The organism is Actinoalloteichus caeruleus DSM 43889, assembly GCF_000429185.2.
Classification (GTDB): Bacteria; Actinomycetota; Actinomycetes; order Mycobacteriales; family Pseudonocardiaceae; genus Actinoalloteichus_B; species Actinoalloteichus_B caeruleus.
Genome location: NZ_AUBJ02000001.1, coordinates 4,458,476 through 4,476,015, shown reverse-complemented (window position 1 = coordinate 4,476,015; position 17,540 = coordinate 4,458,476). Strand labels below are relative to the sequence as shown.

The 17,540-nt window shown below is 73.5% G+C and carries 16 protein-coding genes and 1 pseudogene; 4 read left to right on the top strand and 13 right to left on the bottom strand.

Annotated features, from left to right (window positions below; translation table 11 throughout):
• Nucleotides 1-65: 65 nt before the first annotated feature.
• Nucleotides 66-443, top strand: a complete 378-nt coding sequence (gene crcB, locus G443_RS17860; RefSeq protein WP_245588867.1) for a fluoride efflux transporter CrcB — start codon at nt 66-68, stop codon at nt 441-443.
• A gap of 346 nt (nt 444-789) precedes the next feature.
• Complete coding sequence (locus G443_RS17855; RefSeq protein WP_035292516.1) at nt 790-1,179, top strand: zf-TFIIB domain-containing protein; 390 nt, start codon at nt 790-792, stop codon at nt 1,177-1,179.
• Between the two features lie 457 nt (nt 1,180-1,636).
• Here G443_RS17855 and G443_RS17850 read toward each other — a convergent pair whose 3' ends face one another.
• From G443_RS17850 to G443_RS17815, 8 genes and pseudogenes are all read right to left on the bottom strand, one after another.
• Nucleotides 1,637-4,003, bottom strand: a complete 2,367-nt coding sequence (locus G443_RS17850) for an FtsX-like permease family protein (protein ID WP_026419619.1) — start codon at nt 4,001-4,003, stop codon at nt 1,637-1,639.
• Nucleotides 4,000-4,725 (bottom strand): ABC transporter ATP-binding protein, encoded by a 726-nt coding sequence (locus G443_RS17845; RefSeq protein ID WP_051314153.1) that lies wholly within the window; start codon nt 4,723-4,725, stop codon nt 4,000-4,002. Before G443_RS17845 ends, G443_RS17850 begins: the two co-directional genes overlap by 4 nt.
• Nucleotides 4,722-5,248, bottom strand: a pseudogene (locus G443_RS17840) (PadR family transcriptional regulator). Before G443_RS17840 ends, G443_RS17845 begins: the two are co-directional and overlap by 4 nt.
• A 49-nt stretch (nt 5,249-5,297) precedes the next feature.
• Complete coding sequence (locus G443_RS17835; protein WP_211237573.1) at nt 5,298-6,059, bottom strand: carbohydrate ABC transporter permease; 762 nt, start codon at nt 6,057-6,059, stop codon at nt 5,298-5,300.
• Nucleotides 6,060-6,112: 53 nt separating this feature from the next.
• Nucleotides 6,113-7,033 (bottom strand): carbohydrate ABC transporter permease, encoded by a 921-nt coding sequence (locus tag G443_RS17830; RefSeq protein ID WP_026419622.1) that lies wholly within the window; start codon nt 7,031-7,033, stop codon nt 6,113-6,115.
• 97 nt (nt 7,034-7,130) lie between these two features.
• Nucleotides 7,131-8,372 (bottom strand): sugar ABC transporter substrate-binding protein, encoded by a 1,242-nt coding sequence (locus tag G443_RS17825; protein WP_026419623.1) that lies wholly within the window; start codon nt 8,370-8,372, stop codon nt 7,131-7,133.
• Between the two features lie 41 nt (nt 8,373-8,413).
• Nucleotides 8,414-9,415, bottom strand: coding sequence for a LacI family DNA-binding transcriptional regulator (locus tag G443_RS17820; RefSeq protein WP_026419624.1), 1,002 nt, complete (start codon nt 9,413-9,415; stop codon nt 8,414-8,416).
• A gap of 311 nt (nt 9,416-9,726) precedes the next feature.
• Entirely contained in the window at nt 9,727-10,116 is a 390-nt protein-coding gene (locus tag G443_RS17815; RefSeq protein ID WP_030104551.1) for a VOC family protein, read from the bottom strand.
• 364 nt (nt 10,117-10,480) lie between these two features.
• Here G443_RS17815 and G443_RS17810 point away from each other — a divergent pair, with 364 nt between their 5' ends.
• Complete coding sequence (locus tag G443_RS17810; protein WP_026419627.1) at nt 10,481-10,978, top strand: CGNR zinc finger domain-containing protein; 498 nt, start codon at nt 10,481-10,483, stop codon at nt 10,976-10,978.
• Between the two features lie 60 nt (nt 10,979-11,038).
• Here G443_RS17810 and G443_RS17805 read toward each other — a convergent pair whose 3' ends face one another.
• On the bottom strand, nt 11,039-12,247 hold the full coding sequence (locus G443_RS17805) for a DUF445 family protein (protein ID WP_030226620.1): 1,209 nt from the start codon (nt 12,245-12,247) through the stop codon (nt 11,039-11,041).
• A gap of 95 nt (nt 12,248-12,342) precedes the next feature.
• Between G443_RS17805 and G443_RS17800 the strand changes: the two genes are divergently transcribed.
• On the top strand, nt 12,343-13,524 hold the full coding sequence (locus G443_RS17800) for a pyridoxal phosphate-dependent aminotransferase (protein WP_026419629.1): 1,182 nt from the start codon (nt 12,343-12,345) through the stop codon (nt 13,522-13,524).
• Nucleotides 13,525-13,620: 96 nt separating this feature from the next.
• On the opposite strand, the gene G443_RS17795 is transcribed toward G443_RS17800, so the two are convergent.
• From G443_RS17795 to G443_RS17780, 4 genes are read right to left on the bottom strand one after another with little or no spacing between them, the layout of a single operon-like run.
• Nucleotides 13,621-16,350, bottom strand: coding sequence for a CHAT domain-containing protein (locus G443_RS17795; RefSeq protein ID WP_026419630.1), 2,730 nt, complete (start codon nt 16,348-16,350; stop codon nt 13,621-13,623).
• Entirely contained in the window at nt 16,347-16,607 is a 261-nt protein-coding gene (locus tag G443_RS17790) for a hypothetical protein (RefSeq protein ID WP_253860243.1), read from the bottom strand. The genes G443_RS17795 and G443_RS17790 overlap by 4 nt, the downstream gene beginning before the upstream one ends.
• The gene (locus G443_RS17785; RefSeq protein ID WP_253860242.1) at nt 16,580-16,837 is read right to left on the bottom strand and encodes a hypothetical protein; all 258 of its coding nucleotides are present in this window, start codon (nt 16,835-16,837) and stop codon (nt 16,580-16,582) included. Before G443_RS17785 ends, G443_RS17790 begins: the two co-directional genes overlap by 28 nt.
• Complete coding sequence (locus G443_RS17780; protein WP_051314154.1) at nt 16,827-17,441, bottom strand: RNA polymerase sigma factor; 615 nt, start codon at nt 17,439-17,441, stop codon at nt 16,827-16,829. The genes G443_RS17785 and G443_RS17780 overlap by 11 nt, the downstream gene beginning before the upstream one ends.
• Nucleotides 17,442-17,540: the final 99 nt, after the last annotated feature.

Here is a 17,540-nt window from a genome sequence, read left to right as displayed (position 1 = left end):
CGGCGCGGCCCGGACGGGCGGAGCCCGGCGAACGCGTTCGCTCCCAGTGCCGCCGGGGGTACGGCGTGCTGACCTCGCTCCTGGTCGCCGTGGGGGCTGGCGTCGGCGCGCCGCTGCGCTACCTCGTCGACCGGGCCGCGCGGAGGTGGTATCCCGGCCCCTTCCCCCTCGGCACACTGCTCGTGAACGTGAGCGGCTCCCTGGTGTTCGGGCTGCTGGCCGCCGGGCTGGTCGCGGGGTGGGCGCCGACCTGGTCGGAGCCGCTCCTGGGAGCCGGCCTGTGCGGGGCGTTCACCACCTACTCGACCTTCGCCCACGACACACTGGCCCTGTTCGACGACCGCCGGCGGTGGCTGGCGCTGGCGAACGTGGGAGCCAACCTGGCGCTCGGGCTGGCGGCCGCCGCGCTGGGCTGGGGACTCGGCTCGCTGTTCCTCGGGTGACCCCCGGTGACCCCGGCCCGGCGCCGTCCCGATCGTGCCCGCTCGCGCACCCCGCGCCGCGAACCGAGCCCCGGCCAGGGGCGACGCGGAGCCTCCGCCGGGCACCCGGGCCTGGACCACCGAGACTCGGCGGAGGGGCGTCCCGACCCGCCCCCTCCCGGCGAGAAGGGGGCGGGGCACCCCGGCGGTCCCGTGTGCCGGCGCGAGGGGTGACCCTGGGGCTGGTGGCTCCCACGGGAGGGGAGCCAGCCCCCGAACGCCCGAGGCTCCGGCCGCGCCACGCGCGCGCAGCGGCGGTACCGACGACCTCACCGGGTACGAACGAGGTCGTTCCTACTCTGACGGCATGGATCTGCTGTGCCCCAAGTGTCACGACGTGATGCGCACGTACGAGCGCAACGGAGTGCACATCGAGCAGTGCCAGGGCTGCCGGGGGATCTTCCTCGACCGGGGGGAACTCGAACAGCTCGCACTCGCCGAGCGGGCGCACTACGGCCGGCCGGCGCCACCACCCGGACCTCGCCCCGGCCCACCCCCCTCGCGGGTCCACGACCGCCGTCACGAGCCCCATCCCCGGAGCGACGACCGGTACCGCGACCGCTACCGGGACGACCACCGCGACCGCGAGTACTGGGACGACGACCACCGCGACCGGGACCACCACGGACGGTACCGGGACTCCAAGAAGAAGCGGCGCAAGGACTTCCTGGACAACGTGTTCGACATCTTCGGGTGATCCGCCGGCCGCCGGGTGGCGCGTCCTCGCCCGCCCGGGCCGGCACCTCGCACGGCCGAACCCGCTGCGGCTACCGGACCCGCTGCGCACGGCGGGCCGCGCCCGCTCGCCTACCGCCGCCGGTGAGGCGCGCTCGCCGTGCCCGGGACCCCGCGCCCATCCCCCGGTGGGAGCGTGCGGACGGGTCGCGGCGAACACGGGCGGAGCACCTCGCGGGCCGACCGATCGGCCTCGCCCCGGGCACCCGTGCGGCGGGTACCGCGCCGGAGCATCGTCCTCCCGGGAAGGGCCTGGGCCGTGGCCACCCCGTTCGACCACGGCCCAGGCTCGCCGGCGGCCGTCACGGTGAACCGACGCGGCTTCGTCGGGTCCACTCCGGTCGCCACCAGGCTGGTGCCGCGCCCCGAACGCCGCACCACCACCGAGGACTCCCCCGGCGCAGCTCGCCCGGCCCTACCTATTCCGAACGGAGCTCCTCCGGGCGGGACGCGCGCCGGAGTGTGGGCAGCGTACACAAAGTCACCACGAGAACGGCTGCCGCCGACACGCCCGCCATCGCCGCGATCCCGGCCCAGTCCGGTTCGAAGTGGTCGAAGAGGAGGACGAGGGCCAACCCGGCGATCAGCAGTCCCACCACCACGGCGATGAACAGTCCCGCGACCATCGGGATCGCCGTCTGCACCAGCACGGACCCGGCCAGCGTGCGCCGACGCGCCCCCACCGCCGCCACCACGGCCAGCGGGCGGCGCCGCTCCTGGATCTGTTCCACGGCCACCACCAGCAGGCTGCTCGCCACCAGCGCGAAGGTGATCAACGCTCCGATCCAGAGCCCCTGGCGAGCGTGGACGAGGGAGCTGGCCTCCTCGTCGAAGCTGAGGATGTCGTCGTACAGGTAGGTCGCGGGCAACTCCTCCCAGACCGCGCTGCGCACCTCCTCGACCAGCCTCGGATCCACCTCGTCGAACCGCAGGTGCAGGTGCTGGTAGTAGGTGGCCTCGGGCAGGTCGACCGCGGCCCCGGGGGTGAGGACCAGGGCGCGACCGTGGTACCAGCCGACGGTCTCGTCCAGGGGCTTGATCACCCTGGCGCCGGCCGGAATCTCGAAGGGCTCGCCCACCCGCACCGGCTCCCCAGGCCTCACCGGCCAGATGTTGGGGTCGAGGGTCAGTGTCTGCCCAGGGACGAGCGGAATGGGCTCGCCGTCCAGGGCCGCGCGGTAGGAACTGCCGTCCACGCAGTCGTTCACCTCGAACATCGTGACCAGGCTGGGGCAGTCGCCGATCACGACCGGGAAGTGGTCCCCGTCCCCGTCCTCGCCCGACGTCTCCAGCCACCCGGTGACGTGCCCCTCGGGGAAGTCGGCGGACAGGGAGTCGAGCAGGCCACGGAGCGCGTCGACGCCCTCCTCCCTCGGGACCGGGATCACCTGGGGTGAGGAGGAAATGGTGAATCCGGAGCTCCCGTCCCCGGTCGCCTCGATCTCCCTGAGCGACGCGGCGGTCGAGGTGAGCACGGCCTGGAGCGCGATGACACCCGCCAGGACGACCGCGACGCTGCTGACGGACCGGGAGGCCGTCGAACTGTCCAGCTGGAGACGTCGCACCGCGAGCTGCCACGCCACCGGCCCCCCGCGTGCCCCACCGACGAGCCGCTCGACGATCCACGGCAGCAGGGCGGGGATGCTGGCCAGCATCAGGACCACCGAGGTGGTCAGGAGCAACGGCGCGAAATCGTTGCTCCCCGAGAGCATGCCCCAGTTGACCAGAGCCATCCCGACCAGGCCGAGCAACAGCGGGACGGCCCGCCACCCCAGTTGCCTCGGTTCCGCCGCGCCCGCCCTGGCCGCCCCCAGTGGTTCGACCGCGACGCGACGCGTCGCGAAGAGGGCACTGCCGACCGCGAGCAGCGGCAGTCCCACGACCACGACGGCCAGGATCCACGGGTTCGGGCGGATGTCGTCCGGGAACAGCCCGCCCTCCACGATCGGGAGGGACGTCAGCCACGCCCTGGCGACCGCGAAGAGCAGCGCTCCGACCAGCAGCCCGAGAGCGGTTCCGAGCAGGGCCTCGCCGACGGCCAGCCGCCGGATCTGGTGGCGGTCGGCGCCCAGCAGCCGCAGCGCGGCCAGTCGACGGATGCGGGAGAACTCCGCCAGCCGGGTCGCGTTGGCTACGAAGACGACGACGGGCACGAGGATCGCCCCGGTCCCCACCGCGTAGCTGACCCAGAGGATCGGGGACAGGGTTCCGATCCGGTCGTACCCGCCGAAACCGACCACCACGTCCGACTGGACCATCGGCCGTTCCGCGCCGGCGTAGAAGTACAGATCGGACGGCCCTGTCAGCCCCTCCGGGCCGATCTCGCCGACGACGCGCTCGGGGAAGCGGGGCCGGAGCAGCTCCCCTTCGGGGGCGGCCAGCAGCTCGCGCAGGGCAGGGGAGATGACGATCTCCCCTGGGCCTGGCAGCGCGTCGACGCCGGGCGGGAGCGGGGACTCGGGGCCGACGTCGGTGACGTAGAAACCCCTGATCCGTTCGTTCTGGAACCTGGTGCTGGCGGAGGTCGCCGCCAGCGCCGCGGCCGGGACACCCTCCGCGTCGGACAGCTCGTGGACGGCGACGGGGGCCCGCGCCGCGTCCCGCTCCTCGCGGAGGCCGATGATCTCGGGCAACGTGGCGACGGCGAAGAGGGCCGTGACGCCGAGCGCGATCCCGGCCGCGCTCAGGCCCATCCGGCCCCAGGGGGTGCGGCCGGTCAACGCCAACCTGACCCCCAGCGCGAGGTCACGCAGCCAGCGAACCGGTGTGAAGGACGGCGGACTCACAGGTTCCGCTCCCCGTTCGCCCGCTGGTCGTCGGTCCGCCCGTCCCGAACGATCACCTCGCGGTCGGAGTAGGCGGCGACGCGTGGTTCGTGGGTGACCAGGACGACGGCGGCATCCGTCTCCCTCGCGACGGATGCGAGCAGGGTCATCACCTCGTCCCCCTGCACCGAGTCGAGGGCGCCGGTCGGCTCGTCGGCGAAGACGACCCTCGGACCGGCCACCAAGGCCCGCGCGATGGCCGTGCGTTGTCCCTGCCCGCCGGAGATCTCGCCGGGGCGCTGGTCGGCCACGGAACCCACGCCCAGCCGGTCCAGCCACTCGAGGGCCTGCCGTTCCGCCACCCGACGCCGCTTCCCCGACAACCGCAACGGCATCGCCACGTTCTCGAGGGCCGTCAGCTCGGGGATGAGCTGGCCGAACTGGAAGACGAACCCGAAGGAGGTGCGGCGCAGCTCGCTGCGCCGCACATCGTTCATCGCCGAGACCTCCTGGCCGTCGAACACCACCGAGCCGGCCGTGGGCACCAGGATTCCGGCGAGGCAGTGCAACAGGGTCGACTTGCCCGAACCAGAGGGGCCGAGGACCGCGACCATCTCACCGGGCTCGATCGTGAAGTTCGCGCCTCTGAGCGCCGGGTTCCGCCCGAAGGTGAGTTCGAGTCCCACCGCGGTGAGCAGCGGCCCGGATCCACCGTCCGCCGCACCCCTCACGCCCGCCGTCATTCCTGTCCCCCGTTGTTCACGAGCTGTCCCATCCTCGCCTCGGCGGTGTCCAACCATCTCAGGTCCGCCTCGAGGTGCGGCAGCGCGTAGTCGCGCACGAGCTGGTCGGCCACGTCGCCATCCCGTTTCCCGCGGGTGAACTCGCGCATCAGCGTCAGGTGCTCTCCCCGTTGCAGGTCGATCACCGGACGGGATCGCGTCCCGTGAGCAGGGCGAGGCTCAGTTCCGTGTACGACACGTTCCGCAGGTGGGCGGTGGGTCTCTCCGGGGTGGAGAGCCACTCGGCGACGTGGCGGCGACCGGCCTCGGTGATCGTGTGGCGCTCGCGCTCCGGTCCCGAGCCGGGTTCCGTCCGCTCCACCTCGACCAACCCGTCCCGCAGCGAGCGGGACAGGGTCGAGTGGACCTGGCCGAACTTCAGTTCCCGCTCGCGGCCGAAGCGCTCGTCATAGGCACGTTCGAGGTCGTCACCGTGCCGAGCCCCCTGGTCGAGCAGCCCGAGCAGGGCCTGGCTCGTCGACATGGGGCGCACCCTACACCGGGTGTACGCACCGGGTGCGCAACTCCTGGGGTCAGTCCTTGACCGCGCCCGCGGTGACACCGGCGGCCACGTAGCGCTGGGCGACCACCAGCAACACCGCCGCCGGCACCGAGGCGACGACGGCGGTGGCCATGATCGAGTTCCAGTCCTGGTCGTTGTTCCCGATGTACCGGTAGATGCCCAGGGTGATCGGCCGGACGTCCCCGCTCCCGTTCAGCGTGTTGGCGAAGACGAAGTCCGACCACGCCCACAGGAAGGCGAACAGCGAGACGGTGACCACCGCGTTCCGGCTGGCGGGCAGGACGACCGACCGGAAGGTGCGCCAGAGACCGGCGCCGTCGATGCGCGCGGCCTGGATGATCTCGTCGGGGACGGCGGACATGAAGGCGGTGAACACCAGCGCGCCGAAGGGCACCGCCAGGGTGGAGTCGGCGATGACCAGCCCCCACCAGGTGTCCAGACCCCCGACGCTGAGGTAGAGGGAGTAGAACCCCATCGCCATGATGATGCCGGGAATCATCTGGGCGATGACCAGCACGAAGTGCAGTGGTCCACCCCCGAGGGGGGAGAGCTTGGCCAGGGCGAAGCCCGCCGGGGCGGCCACGGCCACGGTCAGGGCCGCAGTGCACACCCCGACCAGCAGGCTGGTGCCCAACGCGGGCAGCTGGTCACGGAGGACGGCCGCGTACCCCTCGAAGGTCGGCGAGGTCGGGAACCAGTCGGGTGGGGTCTGGCGCATCCGCTCGCCGGGTGTCAGCGAGACGTTGATCATCCAGTAGATGGGGAAGAGCATGAGGGCTGTCAGCACGACCCCGAGCGCGGTCTTCCACCACTGCCGCCGTGTGCTCACGCCGCCTCCTGTCGCCGCTGGACCCGGATGTGGATGACGCCGAAGAACAGGGCGATGAGGATGAGCAGGTTCCCGACCGCCGCCCCCGGGCCGAAGCGGGGCAGCAGCGAACCGAAACCGAGCTCGTAGGACCAGGTGGCGAGGGTCGTCGACGAGTTCCCCGGCCCTCCCTGCGTCATGATCCAGATGATGTCGAACACCTTGAGCGTGTAGACGAGGCCGAGCAGGAGCGTGATCGCCGACACCGGTCGCAGCAGGGGCATCGTGATCCGCCAGAACCGCTGCCAGCCGCCGGCACCGTCGAGGGCGGCGGCCTCGTGGAGTCGCGGTGGGATGTTCCGGAGACCGCTGTACAGCAGCACGAGGTTGAACGGGATCCCGATCCAGATGTTGGCGACGAGGACGGCGAGCAGGGAGTACTGGGGAGAGGTGAGCCAGTTGACGGGGTCGGCGCCGAACGCGGTGAGGACCGAGTTCACCACCCCCGACTCACTGTTGAGCATCCAGGACCAGGTCGAGGCCGACACGATGAGCGGCAGCAACCACGGCACGAGGAACAGCGCCCTGAGGGGCACCGACAACCTGAAGTGCTGGTGGAAGAAGACGGCGAGCGCGAGACCGATCCCGTACTGGAAGACCAGGGACAGCGCGGTGAAGACGAGGGTGTTCCACAACGCGGGGGCGAAGGCCGCGCTCGTGACCACCCGCACGTAGTTGTCCAGCCACACGAAGGGCGCGTCGTTCCGCACGAAGGAACGGACGGTGTGGTCGCGCAGGCTCAGGTCGAGGTTCCGCAGCAGCGGGTAGAGGTAGAACGCCACCAGGTACACGACCAGCGGCGCGAGGAACCCCCAGGCGGTCGTTCTCGGGGACGGCCAACGCCGGCGCGGCCCACTCCTGTTCGGTGCGGTCGTCATCTGGTTCCTCACTGTCGGCCCCCGCCTCCCCGGCTGGCTCCGCCCCTCGCCGCCCACGCGCGTCCGTCCCGCCCTCGGGGGCGCGGGACGGTCCAGTTCAGCGCCCGAAGTCGCTGGTCACCGCCTCCTGGGCGAAGGCGAGGGCGTCCTGGGGCGTCTCGGCGCCGGACAACGCGTTCCCCACGGCGGTCCAGAGGTTCTCGGAGATCAACGGGTACCTCGTCCCCAGGTCGTTGGCGGTGCGCCCCCTGGCCTCCCGCACCGCGCTGATCCAGGGCGACAGTTCGGGGTCCTCGGCCCGCTGGCGGGCGGTGAGCGCCTCGACGGGGGCCACATAGGAGAGCACCGTGTCCGTGGTCAGCAGGTTGTCGTCGCTGACGAGGCACTCGACGATGGCGCGGCTGCGCTCGTACCTCCTGGGGTCCTCCTGGACGGGGACGGTGACCATCTCCCCGCCCGCGGCGCCAGGAGCCGGACCGCCGTGCCGGGAGGGGATCGGGATGACCCCGAAGTCGATGCCGGACGCGCGGGCGTTGGCCAGTTGCCAGGTCCCGTTGAGGGCGAACCCGTACGTCCCCGTCTCGAACTCCTGCCAGCTCGTGGTCTGGTTGTTGTTGATGACGGAGTTGGGGGCGAGGTCGGCGTCCAGCCACCCCTTCCACAGCCGCAGCGCCGCGACGGCCGCCGGTGAGTCCAGCTCCTCCAGGTCGGCGCCCGAGCCCCAGAACCAGGGCAGGAACTGGTAGGTGCCCTCCTCGTTGCCGATCGCCGCGAAGGTGATGCCCCGGTGGCCCTTCGCCGAGATCTCCGTCAGGGCGGCGCTGAGGTCGGCCCAGTCGTGGATGGCCGCCGGATCGACCTCCGCGTCGGCGAGCACGTCCGCGTTGTAGTACAGGGCGAGGGTGTTCGCTCCGATCGGCACCCCGTACCTGGTCCCGTCGAGCTCCCCCGACTCGAGCAGGTTCTCCTCGAAGTCGCCGAGGTCCACGGGCAGCTCGTCGACCGGCAGGAGCAGTTCGCCCTCCGCGAGGGTCGTGACCACCGGGTTGTCGAGCACGAGGACGTCGGGGGAGCTGCCCTGCTGCCCGGCGAGGATCGCCCTGGTCGTCAGGTCCGAACCGTCGTACCCGGTCCGGTGCAGGGAGACACCGGCCCGGCGTCCGCAGTCGGCGACCAGGGCGGCCCACTCCGAGTCGTCCCCGAACTGCGTGTAGGGGTCCCAGAAGCGGTAGTCGCGCTCTCCGCCCCGGCCGTCGGCGCCAGGGCCGGAACAGGCCGCCGCCAGGCCGAGCACCAGCGCCGTCGCCGTCAGCACCCGCCTGGCCCTGGCTCCTGTCATCGCCGTTCCCCTCGTCCTGGCTGGCCCCGACCACGACACCGTCAGGCGGTGCTGGCCCGGTCGGTGAGCTGTGGTCTGACCAAGGTGACGCCGGCGGGCTCGTCGCCCGACGCGGCGGTCATCCGGCTGACCAGCCGCCGCACCGCCAGCCGGCCCAGCTCGGCCGGTGCGGCGTCGACGGCGGTGTAGGGCGGTGGCGTGCCACCGGCGCCCCAGAAGTGGAGAGCGACGACGGACAGGTCGCCGGGAACGCGCATCGCACGGCGGTGCAGGACCGAGGGGAGCGCGGCGACGGACCGGTCGTCGTGGACGACCAGGGCGGTGGCGTCGGGGTGGGCGCGGAACACGGCGTCGAGGACGGGCCCGGTGTCCACCTGCCGGGCGGCCGCGAAGTGCGGGTAGACCCGCAGCCCCCACTCCCTGGCCCGGGAAAGGCAGGCGCTCCGGAAGCGCCAGGCGTGGCCGACGCCCCGCGCGAAGACCTCCCGTGGCGGGGTGACCAGCGTGACCCGCCGGTGGCCGAGGGCGGCGAGGTGGTCGACCACCACCTCGGCGGCGGCCGGGAAGTCGAGATCGAGGACGTCGAGCCCTCCGACGTCGCGGGGTAGTCCGATGAGGACAGCGGGCCGCTCCGCGGCGCGCAGCACCGGCAGTCGGAGGTCGTCCTGGGTGACGTCGAGGAGCACGAGCCCGTCCACCCGGCCGGACGCGGTGATGCGGCGCAGCGCCGAGGGACCGTCGATGTCGGTCACCAGCAGCAGGTCGTACCCGAGTCGGCGCGCGGCTGAGGAGATCGGTGCCACGTACCGCGTCACCGCCGGCGCCGCCCCGGTGTGGTCGACGTGGAGCACGAGGCCGATGACCTCGGTCCTGGCCAGCGCCAGGGCCTGGGCTCCCGCGTGGGGCGTGTAGCCGAGGTCCCGGACGGCGCGCCGCACCCTGGACAGGGTCTCCGGTGCGACGGCCCGCTTCCCCGACAGGGCGTAGGAGACGGTGCTGCGGGAAACCCCCGCGGCTCTGGCCACATCGGCGATCGTCGCCATCTCTTCCCCGTTCGCCGCCGAACCGGTTCCGCGAAACTAGCACCGCGAATATTCCCGACTCAACGGATTGGAGAAAAAAAGGGGGACGACGGATTTTTCGGCGCTGTCGAAACGGTTTCCGCCACCAGGGAGACCGCGAAACGGGAATCGTCGTCACCAGCGCGGCGAGCAGCCGAGAGCCGTCTGATCTGGCCGGACCGCAAGCCACCACCGGACGGTCGAATCCAGCTCAGCCGTACGGCGGAGGAATCGGAAACGGCGACCCGGATCAGTTCCGGGGATTCCGCGTCACCGCCCCGATTCAATCCACCTCAGGACCGGCAGAGGCAGAAGGGGTGGCCGGCCGGATCGGCGAAGACCACCCAGTTCCCCTGTCCTTCGGACAACCGCGTCGCCCCGATCCGGATCGCCCGCTCGCTCTCGGCCTCGAGGTCCCCCACCGTGACGTCCAGATGGGCCATCTGGTGCCGTTCCCGATCGGGCCAGGTGGAGGGGAGCACCTCCGGGTCCCGCTGGAACGACAGCGTCCCCCCGCTCGGGTTGCGCAGCGACACCCAGTCCGGGTCGTCCGCGACCACTTCGGTCCACCCCAGGAGGTCCTGGTAGAAGGAGGCCAACGCCTTCGGGTCCGGACAGTCCAGCACGTAGCCCTCCAGGGCCAACGGCGTCGCGGGCCTGTCGGAGGCGGCCGTCTCACTCATCGGTCATCACCCTTCTCCTCGGTCACGTTCCGGTCGCATCGTCGGTTCCGCACGGTCGGGCGGCCAGTCGGACGGCCGGCGACCGAGGCCGGAAGGCACGTGCGCCCAGCCACCGCGGCCACCCCCACGCGGTCCGGGCCGGTGACAAGGCCACCGAGCCCACCGGGGCGCGTTCGACGGCTCCCGCCACTCGACGTCGGTGCTCGGACATGAGCAGGTCCACCTCGACCGCCGTTCTTCCCACCCTCGCGCCGACACCACCGTTCTCGTCACAGTGGTTAGCAACCACCGTGAGGATTATGGGGGTTATGCCAGAGAGGGCGCAACGGGTGGATCACACGACCGGACGTTCTAGGGTTGACCGATGACGGAGGGACCCTCGGTGACGAGCCCCCACGACGCGGAGATCGAGCTCCTGATCGTCTTCATGAACACGGCGGACGCCGAGCGGGGCACCGACCTGCTCGACTCGGGCAGCGCGTGGGAACGCTGGGTCGCGGAGCGCGGGCTCGGCGAGCCCGGCGACGCCCAGGCGGCCAGGCGGGTGCGGGACGCGCTCCGGGCGGCGGCCGGCGCACCGGGAACGGAGCGGGTGGAACCGCCACGCCCCTGGCCGGTCGCCGTGACGCTCCTCGACGGCGTACCCGCCCTGACCAGTGAGGACGCCATCGGGACCCTGCTCATCACCGCGACCAGGCTCGCCGTCCTCGGCACCTGGGACCGCGTCAAGATCTGCCCAGCCGACACCTGCCTGTGGGCCTTCTATGACCGGTCCCGCAACCGGTCCCGCTCCTGGTGCTCGATGCGGGTGTGCGGCAACCGGGCCAAGTCGAGGAACTGGCGGCACCGCGCCAGGGAGTGAGGGTGGCCGCCCCCGCCCAGCCGCCCGAGGCCGGGCCGGCCGAGGGGGGCGGTCCCGAGCTCAGAGCACCAGGTGGGAGAAGGTGTGGATGGCCAACCCGGCCAGGGCGCCCACCACGGTGCCGTTGATCCGGATGAACTGGAGGTCGCGGCCCACCTGGAGTTCGACCTTCCTCGCCGTCTCCACCCCGTCCCAGCGCCGCACGGTGTCGCTGATGAGGGAGGTGAGCTCGTGGCGGTAGTTCTCCACCACGTGGACCACCGCGGTCTCCAGCCACCGCTCGGCCTTGTCCCGCATCTCGGGGTCCGTGGCCAGCCGCTCGCCCAACGACTCGATCCCGCCGCGAACCCGGGTCCGGAGCTCGCTCGACGGGTCCTCCGCCGCGGACAACAGCATCTCCTTGGCCCTGCTCCAGAGCGAGGCCGCGAGACCCTGCACGGCGGGATGCGCCAGCACCTCGCGCTTGAACCGCTCGGCCCTGGCCATCGCCTCCGGGTCCTCCCGCAGATCCCTGGCGAACTGGGTGAGGAAGTCGTCGAGCATCAGGCGGACCCGGTGGTTCGGGTCGTCCCGGACGGCCCGGGCGAAGGTGAGCACCTCCCCGTAGACCCGGTCGCCGACCATGGAGTCCACGAAACGGGGCGACCAGGACGGCGCCCGCTCCGACACGACCCGCCGGAGGGTGTCCTCGTTGTCCCGCACCCACTCGTACGCACGGTCGCAGAGCAGGTCCACGAGCCGGTGGTGGCTGCCCTCGGCCACCACCTGGCCGAGGAGGCGCCCCAGCGGCGGCCCCCACGGTTGTTCCTCCAACCGCCGCACCACGGCCTGCTCCAGGACCACCCGCACGTCGTCGTCCCGCAGCACCGCGACTGCCCCGCGCAGGGCAGTGGACAGTTCGGAGGTGAGCCGTTCCGCGTTGTCCGGACGCGCGAGCCACCTACCCACCCGCGCCCCGACCTCGGCCTGGCGGAGCCGGTCCCGGACCACCGTCTCGGCGAGGAAGTTGGCCCCCACGAAGTCACCGAGGCTGTCGCCGATCTCGTTCTTCCTGGTGGGGATGATGGCGGTGTGGGGGATCGGCAGCCCCAGCGGCCGGCGGAACAACGCCGTCACCGCGAACCAGTCGGCCAGGGCACCGACCATGCCCGCCTCGGCCGCCGCCCGCACGTACCCCACCCAGACCGGTGCCCCGGCGTGTTCCTGCCACCTGGCCACCACGTACACCACCGAGGCGAGCAGCAGCAGGCCGGTGGCGACGGCCTTCATCCGGCGCAGGGCGCGCCGCCTGGTCAGTTCATCGGGCAGAGGCTGGGACACGACGCCGATTCTTCCCGACGGAGCGGGCTGACAGGATGCGACGTGTGAGTACTCCAGCTCTCGTCAACAGGCTGCGACCCTTCACGTCCACCATCTTCGCCGAGATGACGGCCCTGGCCACCCGCACCGGCGCGGTGAACCTCGGGCAGGGTTTCCCGGACAGCGACGGCCCGATGGGCATGTTGCAGGTGGCGCGGCGCGCGATCGCCGAGGGAGTCAACCAGTACCCGCCCGGACCGGGCCGCCCGGAGCTGCGGGAGGCCATCGCGGCGCACCGCAGCACCAGGTACGGCACCGAGTACGACCCGGACACCGAGGTGCTGGTCACCGTCGGGGCCACCGAGGCCATCGCGGCCAGCCTGCTGGCCCTGGTCGAACCGGGCGACGAGGTCGTGCTGGTCGAGCCCTACTACGACTCCTACGCCGCGGCGGTCGCGTTGGCCGGCGCCACCCGCAGGGTGGCCCCCCTCGTCCTGGACCCGGCGACCAAGCGCTTCCGCCTCGACGTCGACGCGCTGCGGGCGGCCGTCGGCCCCCGCACCAGGGCGCTCCTGCTCAACTCCCCGCACAACCCGACGGGCACGGTGCTCACCGAGGACGAGCTCACCGCCGTCGCGGAGATCTGCCGGGAGCACGACCTGATCGCCATCACCGACGAGGTGTACGAGCACCTCGTCTACGACGACGCCCCCGAGGGGGCCGTCCACCGGCCGCTGGCGACCCTGCCGGGCATGGTCGACCGCACCCTGGCGATCTCCAGCGGGGGCAAGACCTTCAACACCACCGGGTGGAAGATCGGCTGGGTCTGCGGGCCGGCCGAACTGGTCTCGGCGGTGCGGGCGGCGAAGCAGTTCCTGACCTTCGTCGGCGGCGCGCCGTTCCAACCGGCGATCGCGCACGCCCTGCGCCAGGAGATGGACTGGGTCGAACGCCTCCGGAAGGACCTCCAGGCGAAGCGGGACCGCCTGTCGGAGGGTCTGACCGATGCCGGGTTCGACGTGCTGGGCACGGCGGGGACCTACTTCGTCTGCGCCGACGCGCGTCCGCTCGGCTACGAGGACGGCGCCGAGCTCTGCCGGGCGCTGCCGGAGCGGATCGGCGTGGCGGCCATCCCCGTCCAGGTCTTCTGCGACAACCCGGATCCGATGCGGCACCTGGTGCGCTTCGCCTTCTGCAAGAAGACGGCGGTGCTGGACGAGGCACTGCGCCGGTTGCGGAGGCTCTGAGCACGCCGGCGTCCCACCGCCGGCGGGACGGCGGGGCACCCCGCTTCAGCGCGCCCCGGCTCCGACGCGCCCCCCGACCCGCCACTCCGGGGGTCCTCAGCCGACACCGAGGCACACGAAGCCGCGCTCGCCGGTGGCTGACCCCGCCCCGGCGAGGGCGGCCGCCGGCGACTGGCCCCGCGCGAGGTTCCGGTACAGGGCGCCCATCACGGCCGCCGTCCTGCCGTCGGGGACCGGCAGCACGCTGGCGATCAGGGTGCGGGCCCCACCGGCCAGGACGGCAGCGGGCACCCCGGTGGCCGCTCCGCCCGGCCCCACCGACGCCAGACCGAGGTCGCAGGCCGCCAGGACCACCAGGTCGGGGCCGCCACGACCGCCGGCGGGCGCGAGGTCGTGGCAACAGACGGTGCCGTCGGCGAGCACCAGCCCGGAGAGCAGCGGGCGATCCCGCCGCAGGGCCCCGTGGCCGGCCACGTGCACCAGCGAGGCGTGGCGGGCGGCGGTCAGCACGGCGGACGCGGTCGCCGCGCCGCCCACCAGCGTGCGGCCACCGAACCTCCTGGCGAGGACGCGGACCTCCCGTTCGGCGGCGGGCAGCCCGGGGCCGGCGACCCACAGCGCGGGGCCGTCCATCCGCACGGCACCGCGAGGCCCAGCGCGCTCGCCTTCCGCCCAGGCGCTCACGGAGGAGGTCACGACCACCGGCCGGTCGGCCAGACCTGGCAGCGCCGCCCACGGCATCGAGTGCAACGGCCCCGTCGGGACCACCACCACGCCTCGGTCGGCCAGGGCGCCTCGCAGCGGCCCGAGCAGGACGCGGTCCAGCGCGGCCGAGGACCGCGCCACGGCGCCGGCGGCGGCCCCTCGGAGCCGGCCCCTCGGGGTGGCGACCAGCTGGACGAGGCCGGCACGCAGGTAACCGACCTCCGCCGCGATCTCGCGCGTCGTCCCGAGGTCACACCAGCGAGGCTCGGAACCGGCGACCACCGTCGCCGCGACCAGACGGCCCCCCACCTGCGAGAAACTCACCAGGCACCGGTCGAGCAACAGGTCGGGGAGCACCTCCGGTGGCACCGGCGCGCGGGGCGCGCACAGCTGACCGCTCGCCCGCCGCAGCGCCTGTTCCGCCACCGCCCGTTCCGCTGACGCGGGGAACTCCTCGCCGCGTGTCCGCCGGACCGCCCGCAGCTCGGTGAGGCGACGGCGCAGCAGGAACGCGTCCCGCGACCACCGCCCGGACTCGGTTCCCGCTGAGGGCGGCGACCCCACCGCCGGCTGCCCCGGCGAGGCCCCGCGCCCGCCGCCCCGGCACGGGGGCTTCCGATCCCCACCCGGCCCGACCGACTCGGTGCGCGCCCGGTGCCGCTCGACGAACCGCAGGGCGGCGGCCGGCTCCCCGGCCCGCACCGCCGACACCAGCCCCACGGTGGCGAGTTCCGAGCTCACCTCGAGCGCCCGCCCCCGAAGCTCCACCGCTGCCCGGAGCGTCGGATCGGTGTCGACGACGGCCATCCCCCTGGTCGCGGCGCGCCCGGCCGCGGCGGCGTCGCCCCGTCCCAGGGCTCGCAGGCCCCTGGCGAGCAGACCGTTCGCGGTCACCAGACGATCGCCCCCGGGGTAGTCCTCCGCGGTGGCGCTGGCCGCGCGCAGCGCCCGGTCGGCCTCGTGCGCCACCCCACGCTCCGCCGCCAACCGCCCGACCGCCAGCAGCAGTCCCACGGCGACCGAGTGCCAGCCGCGCCGACGGCACGCCATCGCCACCCGCTCGGCGGCCGCCAGGTCCGGGGCGGCGGGTCCGCCGAGGGACAGGGACGCCCGGCACACCAGCGCGTCGGCCAGCACCACCCACGCCGCGCCCCGGCGGGCGCGGCTCAGCCTGGCCGCGGACCGCGCGGAGCCGACCGCGAGGTCGGGCCGCCCCCGCGCCAGTTCGCAGGACGCCCGCGTGACGAGCGCCTCGGCCCGTGCCACGTCATCCCGTGACTCCTCGGCCCGCGACACCACCTCGTCCAGCACGTCGCCAGCCTCCCGGAGGAGGCCGGCCGCGATCAGCGCCTCCGCCCGGTCGACCAGCGCCCCCGGGTCCCCTCGGTGGCCGCCCGCCCGTTCGGTGGGTCCGTCGAACGCGCGCAGCGCGGCCGCCACGTCCCCTCGCCGGAGCGCCAGGAACCCGCGGTTGTCCCGGCAGGCGGCGAGACGCGGGGTCTCGCCCAACGCCTCCCAGATGCGCTCCGCCCGCCGGAGTCCTCGCTCACCCTCCCGTTCCCGCCCGAGGTACCCGCAGGCGACCGCCCGGGCGTTGCACCCGACGGCGAGCCACCGCCGGTCCCCCCTGGCCGCCAGCGCCCGCAGCGCGCGGTCCAGCCGTCCGACGGCCTCGGCCCACTCACCCAGGGAGCAGGCCACCACCGCCCGCACGCAGTGCGCCCTGGCCCGAACTCCCGGGTCCGGGCGGCGGGCGAGGTGGTCGAGGTGCGCGAGGCAGCCCTCGGTGTCCCCGAGCCGGAGCCGGACCCAGGCCGAGGTGAGCCTCAGCGAGGACCCCGAGGCCGTCCCCGGGCCTCCCCTGGCGCGGACCGCGGCCGCGCGCGCCGAGTCGAGGCTGTGCTGGGCTCGCGCCGGCTCGCCGAGTTCCAGGAAGGCCAGCGCCCTGGCGTGTTCGACGAGGGAACGGTCGGCGGTGCCCCGCGTGCCCGGGGCGAGCACGCGGGCGGACTCGTCGAGGACCCGCCGGGGCTCGGCGGTCGCCCGGCGGAGCAACCACCTCGGATCCGGCCCGCCCCGCCCGTGCCCGGCCGCCGGGTGTTCCCGCGCGAGCGCCGTCATCGCACCAACCACCCGGTGGACAGCGGCCGTTGGTCCTGCCGCACCAGCATCAGCTGGAGCGGGCCGGCGGGGACTTCCGCCGTGAACCGGCCGCCCCCGTCCAGCTCGACGAACACCGAACCGGCGGGGTGCAGGACCCGGACTCCACCGCCCGGGCGGGGGAACGGGGTGACGAACCCGACCACCCGGAGCTGGTCGCGCTCACCCCAGTCCAGGTCGAGGGTGAGGGTCACTCCCTCCCCGGCGAAGGCCAGCACGCGGGCCCCACCCCCGATCCGCGCCGCCGGAGGACGGGACCGCCGCCGGCGAGGAGCTGGTCACCGAGTCGACGCAGCTGACCGGCGCTGGTCGCGGCGCGCCGTCGCCCCAGGGAGTAGGCGGCCAGCGCGTCCCGACGCGCCCGCTCCGGCATCGGGTCGGTGGTGCGCAGCGCGGCCGCGAGGACGTCGAGGAGTTCGTCGGGGGCGCCGGGACGCTCAGAGCTCACCTCGGCCTCCGACGTCCTCGCCCCGGGACCGGTGGTCGGCTGGCGTCGCGCCGCCCAACCGTTCGCGCAACCGCCGGAGGCAGCGGCCCCGGGCGGGGCCGATGCTGGCGAGCGGGACGTCCAACGCGAGGCTGATCTGCCGGTAACTCCACTCGGGGGCGAAGGCGAGCGCCGTGAGCAGCCGCTGGCAGCGGTCGGGCAGGGACCGCAGTGCCCGCCAGACCCCGGCGCGCTCGGCGCCGAGCATCGCCTCGACCTCCGCCGAACGGGCCTGGCCGTGCCAGGTGGCGATGTCCGCGCCCGCGCCGGCGAGGATCTCGCCGTGCCGGTCGCGCAACAGCCGACGGGCGGCGTTCCTGGTGGTGGCCACCAACCAGCCAGGCAGGCGGGACGGGTCCCGCACACTGGCGAGGCGTTCGGCCAGGGTCAGCCACGTCGTCTGCGCCACGTCAGCGGCGTCGGCGGGGTCGAGCCGGAACGACCTCGCCACGGCCCAGACGAGTTCGGCGTACTCGTCGACCAGTTCGCGCCAGGCCACCTCGTCACCCGCGAGCGCTCGTTCGACCAGTCCTGGTGCCCCGTCCTGCCTCGGCCGTCCCCGCACCCCGCACCTCCGCCCCGTTCCCGATCACGACGCGGGTTGGAGGCGTCAGCACCCGTCTCGGCTCCGAGCGGGGCCCAGGACCGCCCGAAGGGGTGAGCG

Bases quoted from the DNA above. Each gene is read 5' to 3' on its own strand.
- G443_RS17820 (WP_026419624.1), bottom strand. From the start codon at position 9,415: ATGGCGACGATCGCCGATGTGGCCAGAGCCGCGGGGGTTTCCCGCAGC.
- G443_RS17815 (WP_030104551.1), bottom strand. From the start codon at position 10,116: ATGAGTGAGACGGCCGCCTCCGACAGGCCCGCGACGCCGTTGGCCCTG.
- G443_RS17795 (WP_026419630.1), bottom strand. From the start codon at position 16,350: ATGACGGCGCTCGCGCGGGAACACCCGGCGGCCGGGCACGGGCGGGGC.
- G443_RS17805 (WP_030226620.1), bottom strand. From the start codon at position 12,247: ATGAAGGCCGTCGCCACCGGCCTGCTGCTGCTCGCCTCGGTGGTGTAC.
- G443_RS17810 (WP_026419627.1), top strand. From the start codon at position 10,481: ATGACGGAGGGACCCTCGGTGACGAGCCCCCACGACGCGGAGATCGAG.
- G443_RS17855 (WP_035292516.1), top strand. From the start codon at position 790: ATGGATCTGCTGTGCCCCAAGTGTCACGACGTGATGCGCACGTACGAG.
- G443_RS17845 (WP_051314153.1), bottom strand. From the start codon at position 4,725: ATGACGGCGGGCGTGAGGGGTGCGGCGGACGGTGGATCCGGGCCGCTG.
- G443_RS17830 (WP_026419622.1), bottom strand. From the start codon at position 7,033: ATGACGACCGCACCGAACAGGAGTGGGCCGCGCCGGCGTTGGCCGTCC.
- G443_RS17825 (WP_026419623.1), bottom strand. From the start codon at position 8,372: ATGACAGGAGCCAGGGCCAGGCGGGTGCTGACGGCGACGGCGCTGGTG.
- G443_RS17835 (WP_211237573.1), bottom strand. From the start codon at position 6,059: ATGCTCTTCCCCATCTACTGGATGATCAACGTCTCGCTGACACCCGGC.